The 16108-nt window shown below is 30.5% G+C and carries 19 protein-coding genes; 2 read left to right on the top strand and 17 right to left on the bottom strand.

Going from position 1 to position 16108, the window contains the following annotated elements:
* Nucleotides 1-9 precede the first annotated feature (9 nt).
* The 3 genes from CPAL_RS10205 to CPAL_RS10195 all read right to left on the bottom strand — a co-directional run bounded on the left by CPAL_RS10205 (nucleotide 10) and on the right by CPAL_RS10195 (nucleotide 2509).
* Nucleotides 10-795 (bottom strand): short-chain-enoyl-CoA hydratase, encoded by a 786-nt coding sequence (locus CPAL_RS10205; RefSeq protein WP_061857949.1) that lies wholly within the window; start codon nucleotides 793-795, stop codon nucleotides 10-12.
* A gap of 112 nt (nucleotides 796-907) precedes the next feature.
* On the bottom strand, nucleotides 908-1693 hold the full coding sequence (locus tag CPAL_RS10200) for a short-chain-enoyl-CoA hydratase (protein WP_061857950.1): 786 nt from the start codon (nucleotides 1691-1693) through the stop codon (nucleotides 908-910).
* A gap of 180 nt (nucleotides 1694-1873) precedes the next feature.
* Entirely contained in the window at nucleotides 1874-2509 is a 636-nt protein-coding gene (locus CPAL_RS10195; RefSeq protein ID WP_061857951.1) for a redox-sensing transcriptional repressor Rex, read from the bottom strand.
* A 335-nt stretch (nucleotides 2510-2844) separates the two neighbouring features.
* On the opposite strand from CPAL_RS10195, the gene abc-f reads away from it, so the two are divergent.
* Nucleotides 2845-4764 (top strand): ribosomal protection-like ABC-F family protein, encoded by a 1920-nt coding sequence (gene abc-f / locus CPAL_RS10190; RefSeq protein WP_061857952.1) that lies wholly within the window; start codon nucleotides 2845-2847, stop codon nucleotides 4762-4764.
* A 228-nt stretch (nucleotides 4765-4992) separates the two neighbouring features.
* On the opposite strand, the gene CPAL_RS10185 is transcribed toward abc-f, so the two are convergent.
* A complete protein-coding gene (locus CPAL_RS10185; protein WP_061857953.1) occupies nucleotides 4993-5427 on the bottom strand; it encodes a zinc ribbon domain-containing protein in 435 nt (144 codons plus the stop codon).
* A gap of 262 nt (nucleotides 5428-5689) precedes the next feature.
* The gene (tsaD, locus tag CPAL_RS10180) at nucleotides 5690-6715 is read right to left on the bottom strand and encodes a tRNA (adenosine(37)-N6)-threonylcarbamoyltransferase complex transferase subunit TsaD (RefSeq protein WP_106024563.1); all 1026 of its coding nucleotides are present in this window, start codon (nucleotides 6713-6715) and stop codon (nucleotides 5690-5692) included.
* 139 nt (nucleotides 6716-6854) lie between these two features.
* Here tsaD and CPAL_RS10175 point away from each other — a divergent pair, with 139 nt between their 5' ends.
* Entirely contained in the window at nucleotides 6855-7478 is a 624-nt protein-coding gene (locus CPAL_RS10175) for a RusA family crossover junction endodeoxyribonuclease (RefSeq protein WP_106024562.1), read from the top strand.
* Between the two features lie 29 nt (nucleotides 7479-7507).
* Here CPAL_RS10175 and CPAL_RS10170 read toward each other — a convergent pair whose 3' ends face one another.
* The 12 genes from CPAL_RS10170 to CPAL_RS10120 all read right to left on the bottom strand — a co-directional run bounded on the left by CPAL_RS10170 (nucleotide 7508) and on the right by CPAL_RS10120 (nucleotide 16107).
* On the bottom strand, nucleotides 7508-8488 hold the full coding sequence (locus tag CPAL_RS10170; protein WP_061857956.1) for an NAD(P)/FAD-dependent oxidoreductase: 981 nt from the start codon (nucleotides 8486-8488) through the stop codon (nucleotides 7508-7510).
* Between the two features lie 23 nt (nucleotides 8489-8511).
* A complete protein-coding gene (locus CPAL_RS10165; RefSeq protein WP_061857957.1) occupies nucleotides 8512-9048 on the bottom strand; it encodes an SLAP domain-containing protein in 537 nt (178 codons plus the stop codon).
* Nucleotides 9049-9145: 97 nt separating this feature from the next.
* Nucleotides 9146-9541 carry a zinc ribbon domain-containing protein gene (locus CPAL_RS10160; protein ID WP_061857958.1) on the bottom strand — a complete coding sequence of 132 codons (396 nt, stop codon included), beginning with the start codon at nucleotides 9539-9541 and terminating at the stop codon, nucleotides 9146-9148.
* 185 nt (nucleotides 9542-9726) lie between these two features.
* Nucleotides 9727-10245 (bottom strand): chromate transporter, encoded by a 519-nt coding sequence (locus CPAL_RS10155; protein WP_061857959.1) that lies wholly within the window; start codon nucleotides 10243-10245, stop codon nucleotides 9727-9729.
* Nucleotides 10242-10787, bottom strand: a complete 546-nt coding sequence (locus tag CPAL_RS10150; RefSeq protein WP_061857960.1) for a chromate transporter — start codon at nucleotides 10785-10787, stop codon at nucleotides 10242-10244. The genes CPAL_RS10155 and CPAL_RS10150 overlap by 4 nt, the downstream gene beginning before the upstream one ends.
* Before the next feature lie 153 nt (nucleotides 10788-10940).
* The gene (locus tag CPAL_RS10145; RefSeq protein ID WP_061857961.1) at nucleotides 10941-11762 is read right to left on the bottom strand and encodes a nitroreductase family protein; all 822 of its coding nucleotides are present in this window, start codon (nucleotides 11760-11762) and stop codon (nucleotides 10941-10943) included.
* Between the two features lie 293 nt (nucleotides 11763-12055).
* Nucleotides 12056-12205 (bottom strand): hypothetical protein, encoded by a 150-nt coding sequence (locus tag CPAL_RS13935; RefSeq protein ID WP_165815325.1) that lies wholly within the window; start codon nucleotides 12203-12205, stop codon nucleotides 12056-12058.
* Between the two features lie 268 nt (nucleotides 12206-12473).
* Nucleotides 12474-12686, bottom strand: coding sequence for a MerR family transcriptional regulator (locus tag CPAL_RS10140; protein ID WP_106024561.1), 213 nt, complete (start codon nucleotides 12684-12686; stop codon nucleotides 12474-12476).
* Between the two features lie 539 nt (nucleotides 12687-13225).
* Nucleotides 13226-14182, bottom strand: coding sequence for a hypothetical protein (locus CPAL_RS10135; RefSeq protein ID WP_106024560.1), 957 nt, complete (start codon nucleotides 14180-14182; stop codon nucleotides 13226-13228).
* Nucleotides 14179-14622, bottom strand: a complete 444-nt coding sequence (locus CPAL_RS10130) for a DUF6932 family protein (RefSeq protein ID WP_106024559.1) — start codon at nucleotides 14620-14622, stop codon at nucleotides 14179-14181. Before CPAL_RS10130 ends, CPAL_RS10135 begins: the two co-directional genes overlap by 4 nt.
* A 369-nt stretch (nucleotides 14623-14991) precedes the next feature.
* Nucleotides 14992-15687 carry an N-acetylmuramoyl-L-alanine amidase gene (locus tag CPAL_RS10125; RefSeq protein WP_106024558.1) on the bottom strand — a complete coding sequence of 232 codons (696 nt, stop codon included), beginning with the start codon at nucleotides 15685-15687 and terminating at the stop codon, nucleotides 14992-14994.
* A gap of 3 nt (nucleotides 15688-15690) precedes the next feature.
* Nucleotides 15691-16107 carry a phage holin family protein gene (locus tag CPAL_RS10120; RefSeq protein ID WP_106024557.1) on the bottom strand — a complete coding sequence of 139 codons (417 nt, stop codon included), beginning with the start codon at nucleotides 16105-16107 and terminating at the stop codon, nucleotides 15691-15693.
* Nucleotide 16108 lies beyond the last annotated feature (1 nt).

Here is a 16108-nt window from a genome sequence, read left to right as displayed (position 1 = left end):
TTAAACCTCCTACCTATTTTTAAAGCCTTCTAGTTTTCTCTTTTCAACAAACGCTGTCATAGCATCAGTTTGATCTTCTGTTGAGAAGCACTCTCCAAAGATTTCTGCTTCTATGCTAATTGCTGTATCTATATCTACTTGCATACCTCTGTTAATAGCTTGTTTACATAGTTTTACAGCAATTGGCGCATTGCTTGCTATAGTATTTGCAAGTTTTTTAGCTTCATCCATTAAAGCTTCTGGTGCAACAACTCTATTTACAAGTCCAATTCTTAAAGCTTCTTCAGCATTTATTGTTCTAGCTGAGAATATTAATTCTTTTGCCATTCCCATGCCTACAAGTCTTGCAAGTCTTTGTGTTCCTCCAAAGCCTGGAGTTATTCCAAGTGTAACTTCTGGTTGTCCAAATTTAGCTTTTTCTGAAGCTATTCTTATGTCACAAGACATTGATAATTCGCATCCCCCACCTAAAGCAAATCCATTAACAGCTGCTATAACTGGCTTTTCTAATGTTTCAATTTTTCTGAATACATTATTTCCTAAAATTCCGAATGCTCTACCTTCTAAAACGTTTAGGTCTTTCATTTCAGATATGTCTGCTCCAGCAACAAATGCCTTTTCTCCAGCTCCTGTTATGATAACTGCTAAAACTTCATTGTCACTCGCAACTTCATCTATAACCTTGTCCAATTCTTTTAATGTATCTGAATTTAAAGCATTTAATGCCTTTGGTCTATTTATAGTTACTACAGCTATTTTTCCTTCCTTTTCAAGTAAAACATTTTTGTATTCCATGATAATAATCCTCCCCATATTTACCTAATTCTTAAAGTGTTAATAAAATTGCTAATGCTATTGATTTTCTTCCTATCAATCTTCTACATCTTCTATATATCTATGAGTTTCTCTATCTGTTTTTAAAGCCTTCTAGTTTTCTCTTTTCAACAAACGCTGTCATAGCATCAGTTTGATCTTCTGTTGAGAAGCACTCTCCAAAGATTTCTGCTTCTATGCTAATTGCTGTATCTATATCTACTTGCATACCTCTGTTAATAGCTTGTTTACATAGTTTTACAGCAATTGGCGCATTGCTTGCTATAGTATTTGCAAGTTTTTTAGCTTCATCCATTAAAGCTTCTGGTGCAACAACTCTATTTACAAGTCCAATTCTTAAAGCTTCTTCAGCATTTATTGTTCTAGCTGAGAATATTAATTCTTTTGCCATTCCCATGCCTACAAGTCTTGCAAGTCTTTGTGTTCCTCCAAAGCCTGGAGTTATTCCAAGTGTAACTTCTGGTTGTCCAAATTTAGCTTTTTCTGAAGCTATTCTTATGTCACAAGACATTGATAATTCGCATCCCCCGCCTAGGGCAAATCCATTAACAGCTGCTATAACTGGTTTTTCTAATGTTTCAATTTTTCTGAATACATTATTTCCTAAAATTCCGAATGCTCTACCTTCTAAAACGTTTAAATCTTTCATTTCAGATATGTCTGCTCCAGCAACAAATGCCTTTTCTCCAGCTCCTGTTATGATAACCGCTAAAACTTCATTGTCACTCGCAACTTCATCTATAACCTTGTCCAATTCTTTTAAAGTATCTGAGTTTAACGCATTTAACGCCTTTGGTCTATTGATAGTTACTACAGCTATCTTTCCTTCCTTTTCAAATAAAACATTCTTATACTCCACAATAATAATCCTCCCCATATACTTTGTCGAAATTGTTAATATCATAACAATTAGGTATAAAAAATTTTTAGGCATATCGCCTTCGAGACAAAACCCACATTTATAATTATATAACTATTATTTCTATTTTTCAATAAAAATAATAGTTATTTTTAAAAAGTTCCTAAAATTTTTGTCATATTACTGATGTTTCATATCTTTCAACATATATGTCAAAGTAAGCAAACTTTCGCTTAGGTGAACATTTTCAACGGCTACACCATCTGTAACATGCAAATCAACTGGTGCAAAATTCCATATACCTTTTACTCCATTAGCCACAAGAATATCACAAACACTTTGAGCATTAGTGCTTGGAACACAAATAACACCTATATCTATTCTATTATTTTGTAAAGTTTCCTCTAAATCATCTATATCTTTTATTTCAACATCTTTTATTTTCAACCCTATTAGCTTAGGGTTAACATCAAAAATTCCTTTAAGTAAAAATCCCAACTTATCAAAATTATAATTAGCTATTGCCTGACCTATATTTCCAGCTCCTATTATTACAATGTTGTATTCTTCTCCTAGTCCAAGTATTTTTACGATTTCTTTATATAAATCTTTTACATTGTAGCCATAGCCTTGCTGTCCAAAATCTCCGAAGTTATTAAGGTCTTGACGAATTTGAGAAGCAGTAAATCCTATTTTTTCACTCAGTTCTTTTGAAGAAATTCTATCGACATCATTTTCCATAAGTTCTCTTAAGTACCTCTGATATTTAGGCAATCTTCTTATAACAGCCATTGAAACATTACTTTTTCTATCCACGTCTTACCCTCCTTATTAATGTCTATTTCTAATCTCTGACTATTTTCAATATGTATATCAATATATCGTATTATCAACTATTTTACTATACTTAATTTATTAATACAATAATCCTTCAGAGTAAAAAACTTGTGTCTTAATCATAACAAAACCAATATAAATTTATTTTCTACTTTTATTCTATATTTTCCTTATAATTATATACATCTTTTATATATTCTTGTTAAAATATTAACTACCTATTAAGCTCTATACTATCTTTAAACAGGTAAAATAAATTTACACTACAAAAAACATACTTTCCATAGTACAATATACTGAGGAAGGTGAATACAATGATAGTTTTGAGCTGCAAGGATATACAAAAAAGTTATGGAATAAATGTGGTTTTAAAAAATATAACCTTTAATATAAATGAAGGAGAACGCATAGGCTTAGTTGGTCCTAATGGAGCAGGCAAGTCTACTTTGTTTAAAATATTGACTAAGCAACTTGATGCAGACAGCGGTGATATATTTATTGATAAAAATAAGAAAATAGGTTATTTATCACAGCATCTTTCTTTAGAGTCATCTAATTCTATTTATACAGAAACTATATCTGTATTTCAAGATCTTTTAAACTTGGAAAGCAAGCTTAGAAAATTAGAAGAAGAAATGAATAAGCCTTATGATCACGAAAATGAAGAATATCATAATAAGATCATTAAGGATTATACAACTTCTTATGAATTATACAATAACAGAGGAGGATATTCTTATAAAGGCGAACTAAGCAAAGTATTAAAAGGGCTGGGCTTTACTGAAGATGACTATGATAAGCCCATAAGCATTTTAAGCGGCGGCCAGAAAACCAGAGTTGCCCTATGTAAACTGTTACTCTCAAATCCAGAAATTCTCCTACTTGATGAGCCAACTAACCACTTAGATCTAGAAGCTATAGAATGGCTTGAAGAGTACCTAAAAACATATAAAGGAACGATTATAATTATATCTCATGATAGATATTTTCTTGATTCCATTGCTACAAAGATCTTTGAATTATCAAATGGAACCATCAAATCCTATAATGGAAATTACACTGCTTTTATTGAATTAAAGAAAAAAGAGTATGAAGATCAATTAAAAGCTTATAACATTCAACAAGCTGAAATAAAACGCCAAGAAGAAATTATTGAAAGATATCGTTCTTTCAATAGAGAAAAAAGCATTAGGGCAGCTGAAAGTAGACAAAAAGCTTTAGATAAAATTGAAAGAATAGAAGCTCCAATTGCCAATAATAAACGAGCCAAAATTAAATTTGAAACTCAAATAAAGAGTGGAAATGATATTCTTCATGTTGAAAACCTATCTAAATCTTATGGAGATAGACTGCTATTTAAAAATCTGAATTTAGATATCAAACGTGGAGAACAAACAGCTTTAATTGGTGAAAATGGTCGTGGAAAAACCACTTTATTTAAAATAATCATGAATAAAGTAGAAAGTGACACAGGTACCTGCACTTTAGGAAAAAACGTATTTATCGGCTACTATGACCAGGAACAATCTAATCTTAACCCTGATAAGACAATTTTAGATGAGGTTTGGGATGACTTTCCTAATATGACTACTACCCAAATTCGAAATGCTCTTGCCGCTTTTTTGTTTACAGGTGATGATGTATTTAAGAAAATTTCCACTCTAAGTGGAGGAGAAAAATGCAGAATAAATCTTCTAAAACTTATGTTATCGAAAGCTAATTTTCTTCTTCTTGACGAACCTACAAATCATTTAGATATAATGTCTCGTGAAGCCTTAGAAGATGCTCTATCAAATTATGATGGAACTGTTTTAGTTATATCCCACGATAGATATTTCTTAAATAAGATTGTAGAAAAAATACATGAACTAAATGATGATGGCATAAAAACCTTTCTTGGAAATTATAGCTACTATGTAGAAAAGAAGAAAAATCCTCTAAGATTTCAAGAATTAGAGGAGGTTGAAGGCAAAACAAAAACTCAAATACAATATGAAAAGAAAAAGAAAAGAGAAGAAGAAAAATTACAAAAGCAAAAGAAACTAAAAATAAAAAATCTAGAAGAGACTATTTCCTCCTTGGAAGAAAACATAGAAAATTTGAATCAACAACTTTGCCTTGAAGAAGTATATTCTAACCCTGAAAAGAGCGAAGCAGTGAACAAAGAAATCGCAAGATGTCAAGCTAAACTTGAAGAACTATATACAGAATGGGAAGAACTTATTGAAGAATAGCAATAAATTGTGACAATCTTTAATATTGAACATTCCATATGAGATTTGCATTTAGGAAAGATTCACTACGCAAAGAAGCTCTAATATTTCTGAATTTAACCCTCTAAACCTCCTAAGCTAACTATTGTTTAGACAATAGAAGGTTTTTACGGTGTTTTAAATTCAGAAATACAAGGGCTTCTAATTACTTGTTCAACACTATCCACTTAATAAAAATGCTGTGCATTTTTATTGCAATTTTTCTCCACAATTAGGGCAATATATTATTGCTCTTTTTATTTCCTTTAGATTTTCACCACAATAAGGGCAAAACTTAATCATCTTTTTGATATTCAGTGCATCTTTAAGCTTTTCCTCACTTATAGGTGTTTGCATTACTGCATCCACATTAAATGCTCTATAACTTTCTAAATTTATTGAATTACTGGAGGATAGTATGCACCAAGTATCAGGTTTAACCTTTTTTATTTTTTCTATAAGCTTATCTCCTGTTACTTTTTTCATAATGAAATTTGCGATAACTATACTCGGTAAATATTCTTCCACCTGTGTTATAGCATCATATTCATTTGATATCTTTACATCATATCCTAGACTTTGTAATAAATCTTTCATTATAATTCCTTCGAGCTTACAATCATTTATAATTAATACCTTCTGCAAAATTTATATCATCCTCCTGATACTCTAATTATACTATACTCTCCTTAACCTTCCAATTTCTTAATACTATTATAAAACATTTTATTTGCTATATAAAGTATCTTTTATAACAACATTTTCCTTTATCCGCTTATTAAATTAGGCTGTATCTGAAAAAGTGTTTATAAAAACATTTCTTCAAATACAGCCTAAACCTTTAAATCTTAATTTTTAAACTATAATAGTTGATAAAAATTAAAGCAAAACCTGTTTTCATTCATTATTATCTTTCTCCTAATTTTAAATTAGGTATAGCATTTAACTCTAATGGTGCTATTCTTTCCTTTAAAAATTCAAAATACGCAGCGCTTCCAATCATGGCTGCATTATCTGTACACAAGATTGGATCTGGAAAAAGTACTTTTATTCCATTCTTATCCCCTTCTTTTACCATACTTTCCCTTAAATGAGAATTTGAAGCAACGCCTCCTGCTATGGCTATTTTATCTACTCTTTTAAGTTTGCATGCCTTTATTGCATTATCAACCAATACGTCTACCACAGCTTTTTGAAAAGAAGCTGCTATATCTGCTCTATTTATTTCTTCGCCTTTTATATTCATCTTATTAAGATAATTCAGAACTGCTGATTTTATTCCGCTAAAAGAAAAATCCAAAGAATCCTTATCATGAAAATTAGCTCTTGGAAAAGCTATAGCTTCTTCATTTCCTTCTCTTGATATTTTATCTATTTTAGGCCCTCCAGGATATCCAAGCCCTATAGCTCTTGCTACCTTATCAAAAGCTTCTCCTGCAGCATCATCCCTTGTTTGTCCTAATACTTCAAATTCGCCATAGTCTTTCATATATACTACAAAAGTATGCCCTCCTGAAACTACAAGACACACAAATGGAGGCTCTAAATCTTTATATTGTATAAAATTAGCGCTTATGTGTCCTTCAATATGATTTACTCCTATTAGAGGTTTTTTTAGTCCATAAGAAAGTCCTTTAGCATATTGAACTCCTACTAGCAATGCCCCTACTAATCCTGGACCATAAGTAACAGCTACAGCATCTATATCTTCTAATGTAACATCAGCTTTCTCTAATGCTCTTTCTACTACTATTCCTATAGCTTCTATATGCTTTCTGGATGCAACTTCAGGTACTACTCCTCCAAATTTAGTATGTATATCTATTTGAGAAGATATTATGTTAGATAATACCTCTCTTCCATTAACTACAACCGCCGCTGCAGTTTCATCACAGCTAGTTTCTATAGCAAGAATCTTTATATCTTTAATCATTTTTTTCCCTCTTTCGCTTTTAAACACTAATCTTATTATTGACAAATTTCAGAACTAATTATACCTCACCAATAAGGTATTAGCAACCTTACTGCGCTGTGTTATAATATTATCTGACTCTAAAAGGGGGTTGATATAAATGAAACCTTATGCAAAAGTAGTTGTGAATGGTTCTCCTATTTCAAAATCTAACTTTAAGCTTTCTAATTCAAGCGGCAGATCTATTCTTCCTTATAATTCTGGTAAATATCATGATAGATATGCTTTATACGAAGAAGAGATAGCCTACGTTGCAAGGCTACAAAATCCTAATGTATTTCTTACAGAATCCTTAATTGCAGTCCTAAAGGTTTATTATAAAAGTAAAAAAAGACATCCTGATACAACAAATATACCTAAGAGTATTTTTGATGGAATTGAAAAAAGCGGACTTATTATAAACGATGCTCAAATCAGAAGACTTATAATAGAAGAATATTATGACTCTGAAAATCCACGATTTGAATTAGAGCTCTTTGGAGAAAGTACATATTTTATGAATTACGAGATTGGTCAAAAGGAGTTCAGAGATGAACCTATAGAATATGAACCTCCTGCTAATAAAAAATCTCAAGGAGTAAAAAATATTAAACCTAAATCCATAGATGAATTTCATAGCACTTGTGCAATTTGTGGTAAAGTCATAAAAAATAGCAATGAAATTATTTCTGCAAATAAAGGCAAAACATTGATATGTAAGTCATGTTTCAAAAAAGCCTTCTAAAAATGCCTAAGGGCACACCCTTAGGCATTTTAGTTCAATCTTGATTTAATATAATTTGCTGCGCCTTCTGCAGCTTTATACCCTTCTAAAGTTATTTCATCTACTTCCTCATGTGCATAAAGCAAATCACCACAAGCATATACTCCCTCTAACTCTGTTTCCATATTGCAATCTACTTTAGGTCCTCTTGTTTCTTCAGAAATTTCAATTTTAGCTTTCTTTACGAGCTCATTTTCTGGAGAAATTTCCACAGATAATAGTACCGTATCACAAGGAATATATTCCTCAGTTCCTTCTATTGGATTCTTATTTTCATCAACCTTTGCAATGGTTATTCCTTCAACTCTATCTTTTCCATCTAAACCTATTATTGTATAAGATAGTTTTATAGGTATATTAAAATCTTCTAAACACTCTGCTATATACTTTTCAGAAGCTTTAAGAGTAGATGCTTCTTCTACTACAGCTTTAACGTTAGCTCCTTCTAAAATAAGCCTTCTTGCCATAATAAGAGCTACCTTTCCAGAACCTACAATAATTATTTCCTTTCCAGGCATATATCCTTCTATATTAACAAACTTTTGCACCATTCCTGCAGTATATATTCCTGCACTTTTACTCCCTGCTATGTTTATTGCTCCTCTTGGCTTTTCCCTACACCCTGTAGCTAAAATTACAGCCTTTGGTTTTATCTCCATTATGCCATCTTCTTCATTAACTGCCCATATTGTCTTATCCCTGTTAAAGTCAAATACAGTAGTGTTCAGCTTATATTCTATTCCCATCTTTTTAACTTGCTTTATAAATTTTTCAGCATATTCGGGACCTGTAATTTCTTCTCCAAAAATTTCTTCTCCAAAACCGCTATGTATACATTGGTTTAATGTTCCTCCAAGACATTCTTCTTTTTCTAATATCAAAATTTTGCTAATTCCAAGTTCTTTAACTCTTATAGCTGCCGCAAGCCCTGCTGGTCCTCCTCCAACTATTACTACATCGTATTCATACATTTAAAATCCCCCCATTTACATGCCTAATATTCATACTGGAGATTATTAACCTTTATATCAAAATCCATAAGTTGATTTTCCTTAAACTTTATATCCTCAGGATAATATAATATAGTCCAAGGTCTTGAAACATTCGGAGGAAGTTCTCCAAAGTCCTGTACATTAAAATAAAAAGGTGCTGATGCAATAATCTTACCATCTTTTATTATATCTAATGTAGCTTCTAAGTTAAACACAGAATAAGAATATCCATTTCTAATGAATAGGTCCACAAGAAGGGAACCATCCTCATTATAAAATGCACTTATTCCATTAAAAGTTATTCTATCTGCAGGTGGATCTCCCAGCTTATCTAAATAATTTTGAAGTTCTTGCTTCGTGGAATCATCTATTCTAGATAAGTCTGCCATAGGTCCAAAACTATATTGCTGCTTTTTTAATGTGGGCTTTGATGCAGGTTCATTATTATGCTGTATGCCCTCATTAGAAGAGCTTACTTTATTAGTCATACATCCTACAAGTAAAAATGTAACCAATATCAACATAATTGCCCTTTTCATATTGTCTCTCCTCTAGTGTTGATTTATGACACCATTTGAAACAGTGTAATTATATCACTTCAATTTTTTTATGTCTATTAGAGACATGAGGTTATTTTTAACCTAACTTTTCTCCGCAGTTAGGGCAATATTTAAAAGACGAATCCACCTCACTTCCACAATTTCTACACCTTATCTCTTTTTTATTATAAAATTCATTATTATAGTTGCTATAAATTTCACGAAGTTCATTATCGTCTATATGCACTTTTTCGTCTTGTTCTAACTCTCTACCTAATTCTCCCGATATCTCAAATATGGTGTCACAGCATCGTGACTTTAAAAAATACTTTTCTCCCCACTTAATTATAGGAATAAAAAATATATGAAACACATTGTAAGTTTTTATCATCTTATATGCAGTCATAGCACCGCATTTTTTACATATTTTATTGCTTATTTCCCTTATTTCTTTTTCCCTAGTAGAAACACCAAACACTCCAAAGAAAAACATAAACTCAACTCCCTATTAAAATATGATTTCATTTAATATATTATAATAAATCTTAAAAATTAAAAAAGTATTATCCGAAAATAAAATGAAGGCAATCCTCTGCCTTCATTCTATTTAAATATGTTTCTGCATCTTGTTTGTGCTAAATCGTATCTAAATATGCAGCAATTTGTTTATAATATGATTTAGTAGACAATTACTCCAACTACTGCCGCAATTACAGTCATAAGTATTGGATCTATCTTATATTTATATGAAAGTATAAATGCTCCTATGAATATAAGTATACTTTTATAATCTATAAAAGCTCCATAAGCAACTAATATAGCTGCTGCAGCTACCAAACCTACTGTAGCTGGTCTTAAGCCTAAAAAAGCATGCTCAACATATTTATTATTTTTAAATTTTACAAAAAATCGTGTTATTATGAGCATTATTATTATAGATGGGGTTATAACTCCAAGAGTTGCAAATAAAGAACCAATCACACTATTTACCTTATATCCTACATATGTAGCCATATTTATAGCAACAGGTCCTGGAGTGATTTGAGAAATAGCCACCATATCAACAAATTCTTTAGGCCCAACCCATTCGTGTATAGATACCACTTCTTGTTGTATCATTGACAACATAGCGTATCCTCCACCAAAGCTAAAAAGCCCTATTTTAAAAAATGTAATAAAAAGTCTTAAAAGTATCATTCTTTATTTCCTCCTATATGTCTCATGTAAAAAACACCACTTAAGGCTGAAACTATTATGATTATTATAGGAGTTATATTTGCAAAGGCTACTAAGATGGTCACCACAATAGGTATAAGTATGGTCTTTCTATTAATTTTAGCACTTTTACTCATGTTTATCACTGGTGCTGCAATAAGAGCTACAACAGCTGGTCTTATTCCTTTAAAAGCTTTTTCTACAAAAACATTATCTTTTATACCTGTAAAGAAAGAAGCTATTATTAAAATTATTAAAAAGGATGGTAAAACTGATCCTAAAGTTGTTGCAAAAACTCCTAAGACTCCCCCTACTTTATATCCTACAAACACAGAAGTATTAACTGCTATAGGCCCAGGAGCAGACTGAGCTAGGGCTATCATATCCAGATACTCTTCTCTTTCTATCCACCTTTTTCTATCTACAACTTCCTTTTCAATCAAAGGAAGCATAGCATATCCTCCACCTATAGTGAAAGCTCCGATCTTGAAGAAGGCAATAAACATCTCTAAATATTTCTTCATTTAAACACCGCCTAATATATTCTTTATATTATTTTTTATAAATCTAATTATATACATTATATATATATATTACCACTTATACAGCAGTAAATTCTATTTTATTTTTGACCACTTTCTCGTTTAAATGATAATGAATTAGAAATGTAGTTCCTTTTAAAGCCAAGATATATTGGCTTCTTTTCTTGGTACTGTTCTAAAGTACTTTACATCCGAATATCCTATTACCATGCATGTTATAACCTGTTTCCCCTCTTCAACTCCAAGAAACTCCCTAATCTTTTTACTTCTTCGTGCTGCCCTTACGAAGAAACCGCTAAAAACCGTTCCAAGACCTAAAGCGTTAGTCATAAGTTCCATATTGGAAGAAGCTAAGGCTCCATTTACTTCTGAACTAGCTGTAACAACTATTACAATGGGAGCATTAAAAAATAATCTGTCATTTTCTTTAGGATTTTGTTCATATGAATCCCTCATTTTTATCCACATCTGTGCATAATTTTTAAATCTCATAGTTTCTGGAGTTAAATTAGATAACATTTGTTCTCCTATTTCTTTTAATACATCAAATGTTAATATTTTTAGCTTCTCTAGCCCTTCTCTTACAACTATATAAGATACATCTTGCATATTGCTTCCCGTTTGAGTAAACCTACCAGCTTCTATAATCTTACGAATTTTTTCTTCTTCCACTTCTTTATCTTTAAACTGTCTTACGCTTCTTCTAAACTTTATAAAATTTAATAAATTATCCTCGTCTATAAAAAACTCTTCTTTATTATATTCTTTTACATCTTCCATGCTATATTCATCTATTGATACAGCATTTTTAGGACACACAGCTATACAATGTCCGCATTTAATACACGCTACATTTTTAACATGAGCTTTTCCATATACTATTTCTATATCATTAGGAAAACAATCCTTAACGCATTGTCCACATCCTATACATTTTTCAACATCTATTTTTATCATATTTATTTCACTCCCTCTATTCATTAATATATTTTTTATATGTAAATTTTAGCATTTTTATTTTATATAAAAAACAAAAACCTGTAAACATTAATGTTTACAGGTTTTTATGGCAGGGGCAGTAGGACTCGAACCCACAACCAATGGTTTTGGAGACCGATAATTTCTATATATTAAACATTTTAAACTGTTCTTAAATGTAGAAAATATCAGCTTTAATAAAATTTATTGTAATTAAGTTTTTAAAATTGTTTCAATCTATTTTCAAAATAATACAACCAAAATGCAACCAATTATAATCTTTTAATGTATCTTTTTAATTCCATGATGATTGACTTTAGTTTGATATTTTCTTCAATTAGTGCTTTTAATTCTAAATCTTCCTTTACAAAGTTTTCATTATGTATTTTAGTTTTTTCTTTTTCTTTCATCATTTCATACATTTTATTACCTCCCATACTCCCCAGTGGCTAATATCATTTTACCACTTTTACTTTTATTTTACAAGAACATTTGTTCGCATTTCACCCTTTTAATATTTATTCCATGATACCCAAAAGGCAGTGCATTTTAGTAACCCCATTATGCATATGCTTTTTAGAATTTTAAAATTATGGTCACTTTGGCACTGCTATTTAAAATTTTTTAACAATGCTGATATGTTTTCAAAAAATAAAAAAATACCCCAAGCCTGAGCTTGAGGTAAAATAATTATCTTTTATAATATTTTTCTCTTAACGTTCCCTGTTCTTGTTTTCTCTTTTCCACGTCAACCTTTAAATAAATACCTTTTTTAACAGCAACAAGCTTGCCAGTTCTATTCATATCTGATAATCGCTGCTTAGATATACCAAGGTATTCAACAACTTCAGAGGAATCCATTGTGTTCTCTTGGATTAGTTTTATTAGTTCTTCACGTTCCATTAATTCACCTACTTTTTAGATTTTTTAATTTTATTTTCACTATATACTATCAAGACAATTCCTATTAATATATATCGCACATCTTTACTAAGTAAAGCTATTATTAAAAATGCTATGCTTACTCCAAAAGACGCTTGATTGAGTAGTAATTTAATATTCATTTTAACACCATCCTTTATTTATATTAAGATAAGGGAAAGGCGGGGATTTTTCATCCCCTTTTGTCAATCATCGAAAAGTTTGTTTATTATATCTATTAACTTTTCGGTGATTTGTAAAACTAGGAGGATTAATCCTAGAAGTTTTAATAAGAAATCAAATTCCATTTCCCCACCTCCTAATTATATTATAACATACCTGCGTAAAAAGTCAATAGAATTTGTAAAATATTTTTATTCTGTTGATATTTTTTTTAATTTAAGTATAATATAATTAATAAGAAATCAAATTCCATTTCCAACGGAAGTGGTGAAGGCTGGCACTTTGCCAGTCTTTTTTTGTTTAAAATAAAAAAACTGGGATTGCTCCCAGGATCAATTTTAATCTAAAGTGTCTACTAATTTAACATTGATAGTATTACTAGATTCTTTTCTAATTCCCTTAATAATTGCATATGAGTCTAAATAATCTTTAAGTTGTTCAGCTACTGCTTCTGTCATTATACACTTCATCTGATTCGGAATATTATAATCATTTTCTTGTATATCTCTTAATGTAAAAGATAAATTATCCAAATCTACTTCTCTAATTTTGCCTTTCACTTCTATTATTTCATCATCAATATCTTTATTTAACAATATTTCACTAATCCTATATTTAGCATATTTATTTATACTTAACTTACCATATTTTTTTATTGCTTCTCCTGAAAAAGTTATTTCACTTATATTTTTTTCATCTGGAAGAGTTCTTAATATACTTCCTAGTGCTCTATCTCTTATATTTTCATCTATATCAATACACTCTTTTGGTAAGGCACTTGAAGCCCAATGAATAGCTTTAAAATATACTTCCATAGCATTATCTATTTTATTATTACTGTCAAAAAAGTTTAACTGTTTAGGTGGTAATCCAAGTGATAAATTTATACTCCCTTTGTTATATCCTAATAAATTAAAATCACATGCTTTAGCAACTTCCTTAGGTACATTTGTTGAAATCTTTATATCACACAAAATTGCATATATTGTTTGAATGCTTTTCCTAAAATTATCTAAAAACTTTGATACCAAACTAATTGGAGCCTCACCATATCCAATAACAGGCCCTATTATATGGATATTTAAATCATTTTTAGGTATATTAAATAGTTGAACGCCTGTAAATTCATCTATTTCTTCTCTCAACTCTCTTATTTTATTTACATAACTACTAGCCATTGCTTTATATTGTTTTTCTCTATCTGGCAATAATTTTTCCCTAAGAGAAATTAATATATTCTCTAATCTTTTTATTTGATTTTCAGCCTGATTTTTTTGCTCAATGCTATTTATCATATTCTCACCCTCAACAACCCTTTAATTATACCTGGCTTTTCTTTTACTTGTTTACAAAATTCAATAGTTTCATCGTATAAATCACTATCAAGAAATGTTGGAAATACTTGTAACCCGTATTTTTGCTTTACGCAATCTCCATTTAATAACATAAGCCAATCATCGAAATTAGTCTTTGGGCTATATTCAAAATCATATGCCAGAATAAAATCTATGTCAGATGGAAATTTTTTATCAGTTATAAAGCTCCCATCAATTATTAATTCATATTTAGTATTAAACTTCTTTAAATCTTTTAAATATTGCTCTAGCTTTTTAAATAACTTACATCTATGTTCTTTATTCTCTATAGAACAAAACTTTTCTTTTATATCTTCCATTGTGCATTCATAAATACCTTCTGGTAAAATACCGTGTCCGTTTAGACTAGGAATAGCCATTACTATCACTCTTTCTATATATTGTAGCATATTCCTATTTCTACACTGTAAACATATTTCCTCTAAAACAATATAAATTTTAATAAAATAATTAAAATACTATGATATAATTTTTTCTATATTATTAAAAAATTTTGTCCATAAATATATTTTTTATACAAGTATATTTCACTTATTTTCATCTTATTCATAAAAATATTCCTATCACTATGGTAATATTGTTTACAAATATACTTTACAACTGTATTACTATGTTTTTGCAATTTTGTCAACTAGCCTTATGTTTTTTATCAATTCATGTTATTATTTATATTCATTAGTTCTAATCAAAAAATAAAAAAATCCCCCTGGTTTTCTCCAGGGAGTAAATTAAAATTCTCTTATGATATTTGTAATTTTCTGTAATGCCTCCTCTGTTAATGGACCGTATATACCATCTTCAGTAAGCGGTGCTCTTGTTTGAGTAACCTTGTTATACCACTTCTGAAACTCTAGACAGTAATTAACAGTATATTTATTCTGTTTAGCTTCAGTTTCTACTTTAATAATCTGTCCAGTTATTCCCTCTGCTATTGCTCTGGCAATATTACTAACTCCAACTTTTCTATATAACTCTGCATCCACATTGCTGTCCACGAAACATACTTCTATTATATTAGCTGGCATTTTGGTATTTCTTAATTCATAAAGTCCTCTAGTATCTACCTTAGCTCCTCGGTTAATAAAACCTAACTCCGCTATTTTATTTGCTATTTTTTCAGCCTTACTCTTTCCCTTAGAACTTCCATTATAATATAAAACTTCTGTACCTCTACCGCCTCCAGCATTAAAATGAATAGAGCAAAAATAATCTGCTCCCCATCTGTTAGCTTTAGATACTCCAAAAGATAAATCTTCAGCACTTGTAGATGTTTTATTAGGTGTTACGTCTAATACCTCATGACCTAACTTTTTAAGATATTCTATAACCTTAGCATAAACCTTTCTATCTTCTGCGACCTCATCTAATACTCCTGAAGCTCCTGGTACTCCATAATTGTGTCCTCCACGAATTGCTATTTTCATGGACTATTCCTCCTTTATCTCTTTTTTATTGCCATCTTTAAGTTGCTCCAGCGCATCCTTTATCTTTGCTGGTAATGGTAAACCTAAAGAACCACAATTCTCTAATATACTTAATCCTTCATTAGCAATATAGAAATAACAAACCAATGTCCTAAATACCCAAGTCCCTGTATTGAGCAGTCTGTCCAATGCTACAGCTACAATTAGAACCACGAGTATAATAGCTTTTCTTGCTATTCCCTTAAACCCTACATCTGAACTAAGCTCTTTTTTTATATAGCCCCTAATTACTCCTGTTGCGTAATCTAGGATTATAAATAATACAAGTATTGCTAGAGCTGTATCCCAAGCCCCAAATAACCATGTTAGAAATGTTCCCGTTCCTGCTATAGCTGTACTGAATACCTCTTTTTTATCCATC

The organism is Clostridium thermopalmarium DSM 5974 (assembly GCF_002995795.1).
GTDB lineage: Bacteria > Bacillota > Clostridia > Clostridiales > Clostridiaceae > Clostridium_H > Clostridium_H thermopalmarium.
This window is presented reverse-complemented; position numbering and strand designations above follow the sequence as displayed.